Consider the following 5,739-nt stretch of genomic DNA (forward strand, 5'->3'; position numbering starts at 1 on the left):
GAGGGGCGCGCGAAGTCGAAGGTCCCCGTCGAGCCCTCGACGAAGCCCTCGACTCCCCAGCGGAGGCGCCTGGGGTCCTCGCCGCTGGAATGGCGCAGCACCACCGAGGCGCCCGCCTGGTTCGCACGGTCGGCGCTCAGGTTGGGCCTGAAGTCGTCCTCGCCGAACGCGTTCGGCAGGCTGAAGTCGGTCTCGCGTCGGGCGCGCCGCTGAGCCTCCGCGAAGAGCCTCACCTCCCACGCGCCACCCACATCCTCGGGCGGGCGCAGCAGCAGGTCGGCGCCGTTGGCGAAGAAGTAGTCGCCGTCGTCGCGGCCGAGCAGCAGCGCGTTCAGCGAGTTGCCGATGCCCAGCGACCGATCGCCCCGCGTCACCGGCGTCAGCCGCCGGTAGCCGGACAGCGCCGCGAACGAGCGGTAGCGCTCGCGCGACAGCGTGACCTCGACGGTCGGGTCGAACCCCGCCAGGCCCACCCTGGCGACCCCCGCCAACTGGAGCCGGCCGAAGTCCGTCTCGGCGCGCGCCCCCACCGACAGCCCCTCCACGCGGTTGTAGCGCAGCAGCCCCGGGCCGTTCCACAGCGCCGCGAAGCGCGACTGGCCCGCCTGCCACGGCGGCGGCGCGATGCGCGCGATGCGGTTGCCCAGCTCCTCCAGCTCGGCCTCGCTGATGATCGGTTCCTCGTCCGACAGCATGTCCGCGGGGAGGGCGTCCGAGGTCAGCAGCTCGGCGGAATCCGCGACCTCGATGTGGGCGACGAAGCACCGGCGGAACCCTCCCGAGCGGTCGCAGGAACCTTCCATGACGAAGTCCGGATCGCGCGGGCTCCAATCCTCCATCAGCGCCTCGACAGAGTCGGCGTACGCCTCCTCGAGCGAATCCCCCATTTCGGTGAGAGCGGCCACCTTGGCCGAGTCGAGCGTCGCCGTATCGCCCACCACATCGTAGGCCCCGAAGCGCTGGCTCACGTTGAGCGGGAAGCGCGCGAAGCGGCCCACCCGCGCGACCCCCTCCATGGCCACCAGACGGGGTAGCCACCAGCGCTGCTCCCACAGCCCGTACTCGACAGCGATGTAGCGGATCTCCGCCTCGATCGGCTTGAGGAAACCGGGCACATCGTCCAGGTCCTCGGGGTCTACGTACTGGGCGAAGTCGCGGTCCAGGTCGGCGGGTCGCGCGGGCCGCACGAAGATCTGCACCACCGCGTGGGAATCGGCGTCGACCCACATCGACCCGGCCAGCAGGTCCGCGTCGTTGCGGCGCGGCTGAACGATCAGCTCCACGAGGCGGATGGTCACGCCAGTCGGCAGCGAAATCCGCGTGGTGTCCCCGAGCGCGTAGCGGTAGTGGCGCTCCGACCCGCGCGCCAGCGGATGGCGGAAAGAGAAATCCGAGCCGTCCCCGCCGACCATGTCGCCGAACACCGCGAAGCGGTCGGCGTCCGGCTCGAACAGGCCCGCGCTCAGACAGTCGTCGAGGTCGTCTGGTACTTCCGGGCCTAGGCCGGCTGCGGGGACCGCGAACCTGGACCCCAGGACCCTCAGGGTCGAAGGCGCGTAGCGCCGCCAGGTGACTTCCACCGCCGACTGGCACTTGAAGAGCGTCCGCTTGCGCAGCAGGGCTCGCACGCCAATCGAGATCTCGCTTGAAGCGCGAACGGAGTACTCGCGTAGTGCCAGGTAGGCCTCGCCGCGGTAGGCGCGCGCTTTCGACAGGAGTTCCCGCGTCGCATCATCGGCGTAGGAGTCGGCCGGTACGCTCCGTGAAACTCGCCGCGATGCTGATTCGTCATCGGTGGCGACGACGGCCGAATCCGCTGGGTCCGGGATTCGCGTGGGGGTTGGCTCCTGCACGAGCAGGAGCGCTAGAACTAACGCTGTCATAGACCTGACTACGCCCCGCCGCCGGGCGGGGTTTCAGGGGAGGAACGATGGACGCACAGGACGCGAAGCTCGCCGCCGAGGTCAATCGGCTCTATTGGGAGACCGGCAAATCGGTACGCCAGATCCGTGAGGCGCTCGACATCACTTCCGCCAGCCTCTACAGGCACCTGGAGACGTTTCCCGCCAACCGGGACTGCGAGGACTGCGACGAGGCGCTGGGCTTCAAAAACCGCACGACCCGCGCGAGGGGCGAGGCGACGTGCGCGGGCTGCGGCGCCGAGACGAAGGTGGAGGCGCCCGCGACGAACGAGGCCGCGGCCACCGGTCAGGGTGAGGAACGAGCCGGGCCGGAGGAGGGCGACTGGGTAGCGGACGCCGTCGATGACGCGCTCGCCGGCACCGAGAAGATCGTCCGCGAGGTGCTGCTGGTCAGCGTCGGGATCGTCGCGCTGGTCGCCGTCGCCGTGGTGGGATTCCTCGGGCACAAGCGGCGTCGCTGATCGAGCCGCGCGCTCCTTCCGTGGATCCCGAACCGGACGCGACGGCACTCCCGGGCCCGCGGTCCCGGGCGCTGGCGCGGCGCCTGGCCGCGGTCGAGTGCCGGACCGTCACGCGCCTCGATCCGGTCGGGCCGATCTTCTGGGCCGCCGCGTCAGGCGGCCGCGTCAGGGACGCCGACGGCAACGAGTTCATCGACCTCACGGGCGGCTTCGGCGTGGCCGCCGCCGGACACGCGCACCCCGCGGTAGCGGAGGCCATCGCCCGCCAGGCGCGCACCCTCGCGCACGGGCTGGGCGACGTGCAGCCGGCCGAGGCCAAGGTCGCGCTGCTCGAGCGGCTGGCCGAGCTGGCGCCCGGCGACCTGGGCGTGACGATCCTGGGCAGCGCCGGCGCCGAAGCAGTGGAGGCGGCCCTGAAGACGGCCGTGCTCGCCACCGGGCGCCCCGGCATCGTCGCCTTCGAGGGCGGCTACCACGGGCTCACCTACGGCGCGCTGGCGGCGTCGGGCAGGGGCGAGTTCCGCGAGCCCTTCGAACGCCAGCTCTACGGGGGAGTGCGCCTGCTGCCCTTCCCCCGCCGCGAGGAGGGCGCCTCCGTCGCGCTGGCCGCCGTGGCCGCAGTCATCGACGCTGCCGCCGGCGGTCCCGACGCGATCGGCGCGGTGCTGGTCGAGCCGGTCCAGGGGCGCGGCGGCATGATCGACCCGCCCGCGGACTTCCTGCCGGGACTGCGCGCCCTGTGCGACGCGAGCGGCGCGCTGCTGATCGCCGACGAGATCTTCACGGGTTTCGGCCGCACCGGACGCTGGTTCGCCGTCGAGCACGCCGCGGTCGTTCCCGACGTCATGACGCTGGGCAAGGCCCTCACGGGCGCGCTGCCGCTGAGCGCGGCGGTGGGTCGAGCCGAGGTCATGGAGGCGTGGCCGGCGTCGACCGGCGAGTCCCTTCACACCTCCACGTTCCTGGGCAACCCCATCTCGTGCGCCGCCGCGCTCGCGCACCTGGACGTCATCGAGCGCGAGGGGCTCGTGGAGCGCGCCCGGGCGCTGGGCGAGTTGACGGCGGCGCGGCTCGCCGAATGGGCGGCCCGCTGGGACGAGGTGGACCCGCCCTCGGGGCTCGGGCTGATGCGGGGCGCGCACGTTCGGGGCGAGGGCGCCGCCAGGATCGCGGGCGCGGTGGCCGACTCGGCGCTGGCCCGCGGCGTGATCCTGTTGACCGAGGGCCCGGCCGCGGACACGCTGGCGTTGACGCCCGCGCTGGCCATCGAGGAGGCCGACCTGATACGCGCCCTGGACGTGGTCGGCGAAGAGCTGGAGAGGGCGCTCGGGAACGGCTAGCCGGTTATCTCCTCGCCGCCGTCCACGTTGATCACGTTCCCGGTGATCCAGTGCGTGCCCGGCCCCGCGAGCGCCACCAGCGCCCCGGCCACGTCCTCGGGGGTGGTGAGCCGGCCGGCCGGGTTGCGCGCCTTGGCCGCCTCTATGAGCTGTTCGTTGCCGGGGATCTTGCGCAGCGCGGGCGTGTCGGTGACGCCTCCGCGCAGCGCGTTGGCGGTGATCCCGATGGGCGCGAGCTCGTAAGCGAGCTGCCGGATGTGCGACTCGAGCGCGGCCTTAGCCGCGCTCACCGGGCCGTAGCTCGGGATCACGCGGGTGGAGCCCGAGGAGGTCATGGCGAAGATGCGGCCGCCGGCGCCCATCATGCCCCGGTCGATGGCGCCCTGTACCCAGTCCACGAGGGAGTGCGCCATGACGCGCACAGTCATGTCCATCTGCGCCTCGGACACGGCCTTGTCGCCGGTGTACGGCCGCAGCGTCCCGAAGGCCAGCGAGTGGAGCAACACGTCCAGGGTCCCGTCCTCGCCCATGCGCTCCTTCATGGCGTCCAGCGCGTCCGCGCGCTTGTCCGGATCCGCCGCGTTCATGTTGAAGAACGCGGCTTCGGCGCCGGTGGCCTCGATGGCGGCGACCACTTCCTCCACGTGGGGCATGGCGGCTCGCCGATCCATGTGCACGCCGAAGATCGATCGCCCGGACGCCGCCAGCGCTTTGGCCGCGGCCTCACCGAACCCGCTCGATGCGCCCAGAACGAGCGCCCAACGCCGCCGGTCCCCGCTCATGCTTCCTCCAGTATCGCGTCGATTCGTCGCGCCAGCGCGAAGTCCTTTTCGGTCAGCCCGCCGGCCGAATGGGTGCTCAGCTCCAGTCGGACATTCCGGTAGCGAACGTCGATGTCCGGATGATGGTCCGCCTCCTCGGCCGCCTCGGCGACCGTCACGACGAACGCGATCGCGTCCAGGAACGTCGCGAGTCGGCCAACGCGGACGATCGCGTCGCCCTCGCGCGTCCAGGCCGGGAGGGCGTCCAGCTCGCGGGCGATCTCGTCTTGGGACAGAAGCGGCATGGCGTACGAATTCCTCTCGGTTCGAAGGGCCGGTAAGTTGACCGCCATGTCAGACGTGGGCAAGCGGGTTCCGGGCGCCGGCGCGCCCCTCCGAATGGCGGCGTTCGGAGGGCTGCTGATCGCCATCGCGTGGCTGCTGACCGACCCACTGCCTTTGTTCGAGCGGGCGTTCGCGACGTTCCTCCTGGGAGTGCTGCCGGTTGCTCTGCTGATGACGGCCGGCCCGGCGACCGTCCCCGAGGGGGCGTCGAGGCACGCCATCTACGCCTCTTCCTGGGGCGCGCTCTGGGTGCTCGCCGCGATCGCGCTGGCGGTCGTGCCGCGCGCCGCCGACGCCACTCAGAGGCTGGCGCTCGTATGGCCCGAGACCCGCCTGTTCGCCGGCTGGACGTTGCTCCTGATCGTCGCGGGCGTGGTCGTCGTGTTGCTCTGGCGCGCGTTCGGGCATCGCGAAGGCGCTCTGTCCATGTTCCTGCTCCCGCGCTCGGGCACGGAGCGCCTCCACTACGCCTGGCTGTCGTTGACGGCCGGATTCACCGAAGAGGTGGTGTTCCGCGGCTTCCTGGTGCGGGCGGTGGAAGACGCGTCGGGCTCCGCGCTGACCGGGGTCGCGGTGGCGGCGGTCGCGTTCGGACTCGCGCACCGCTACCAGGGCGCCAGCGGCGCGGTGCGGGCCGGCGTGCTCGGCGCCATCCTGTCGGCGCCCCTGCTGGTGATCGGCAGCATCGTGCCGGCGATCATCGCCCACTCCGCCCTGGACCTGCTCGCCGGACTCTGGTGGCGGGAGCGGCTGCTGGGCGAAACCCTTGAACCTCACCGATCGTCTCTCTAGTGTAGCGTTGCAGAAGTCCCGTAGGCATTCGGCTCGCGCTGCATCCCGCGGCTGCGGCGTTGGAACTCCTTGCCGTAGCGACGGCTACGGCGCGTCGTTCCGCCTTGCCCCGCGGGCG

At 71.8% G+C, this 5,739-nt stretch carries 6 protein-coding genes; 3 read left to right on the forward strand and 3 right to left on the reverse strand.

Translation table 11 applies throughout. From position 1 onward, the window contains the following. On the reverse strand, nt 1-1,628 hold a 1,628-nt coding region (locus tag ABFS34_15570), incomplete at its 3' end, for a hypothetical protein (GenBank protein MEN8376847.1). 302 nt (nt 1,629-1,930) lie between these two features. On the opposite strand from ABFS34_15570, the gene ABFS34_15575 reads away from it, so the two are divergent. Together ABFS34_15575 and ABFS34_15580 are read left to right on the forward strand one after the other, a co-directional pair. Continuing rightward, nucleotides 1,931-2,383, forward strand: a complete 453-nt coding sequence (locus ABFS34_15575; protein ID MEN8376848.1) for a hypothetical protein — start codon at nt 1,931-1,933, stop codon at nt 2,381-2,383. Between the two features lie 20 nt (nt 2,384-2,403). Continuing rightward, nucleotides 2,404-3,723: an aspartate aminotransferase family protein gene (locus tag ABFS34_15580; GenBank protein ID MEN8376849.1), complete on the forward strand. Its 1,320-nt coding sequence runs from the start codon at nt 2,404-2,406 to the stop codon at nt 3,721-3,723. Here the strand turns inward: ABFS34_15580 and ABFS34_15585 are convergent. Both ABFS34_15585 and ABFS34_15590 read right to left on the reverse strand, forming a co-directional pair. Then, nucleotides 3,720-4,505 (reverse strand): SDR family oxidoreductase, encoded by a 786-nt coding sequence (locus tag ABFS34_15585; GenBank protein ID MEN8376850.1) that lies wholly within the window; start codon nt 4,503-4,505, stop codon nt 3,720-3,722. The genes ABFS34_15580 and ABFS34_15585 overlap by 4 nt on opposite strands. Next, nucleotides 4,502-4,789 (reverse strand): 4a-hydroxytetrahydrobiopterin dehydratase, encoded by a 288-nt coding sequence (locus ABFS34_15590; GenBank protein MEN8376851.1) that lies wholly within the window; start codon nt 4,787-4,789, stop codon nt 4,502-4,504. The genes ABFS34_15585 and ABFS34_15590 overlap by 4 nt, the downstream gene beginning before the upstream one ends. On the opposite strand from ABFS34_15590, the gene ABFS34_15595 reads away from it, so the two are divergent. Then, nucleotides 4,788-5,621 carry a CPBP family intramembrane glutamic endopeptidase gene (locus ABFS34_15595; protein ID MEN8376852.1) on the forward strand — a complete coding sequence of 278 codons (834 nt, stop codon included), beginning with the start codon at nt 4,788-4,790 and terminating at the stop codon, nt 5,619-5,621. The two genes, ABFS34_15590 and ABFS34_15595, sit on opposite strands and share 2 nt — an antisense overlap. Nucleotides 5,622-5,739: the final 118 nt, after the last annotated feature.

This window comes from Gemmatimonadota bacterium, assembly GCA_039715185.1.
In the GTDB taxonomy this organism is placed as follows: domain Bacteria; phylum Gemmatimonadota; class Gemmatimonadetes; order Longimicrobiales; family RSA9; genus DATHRK01.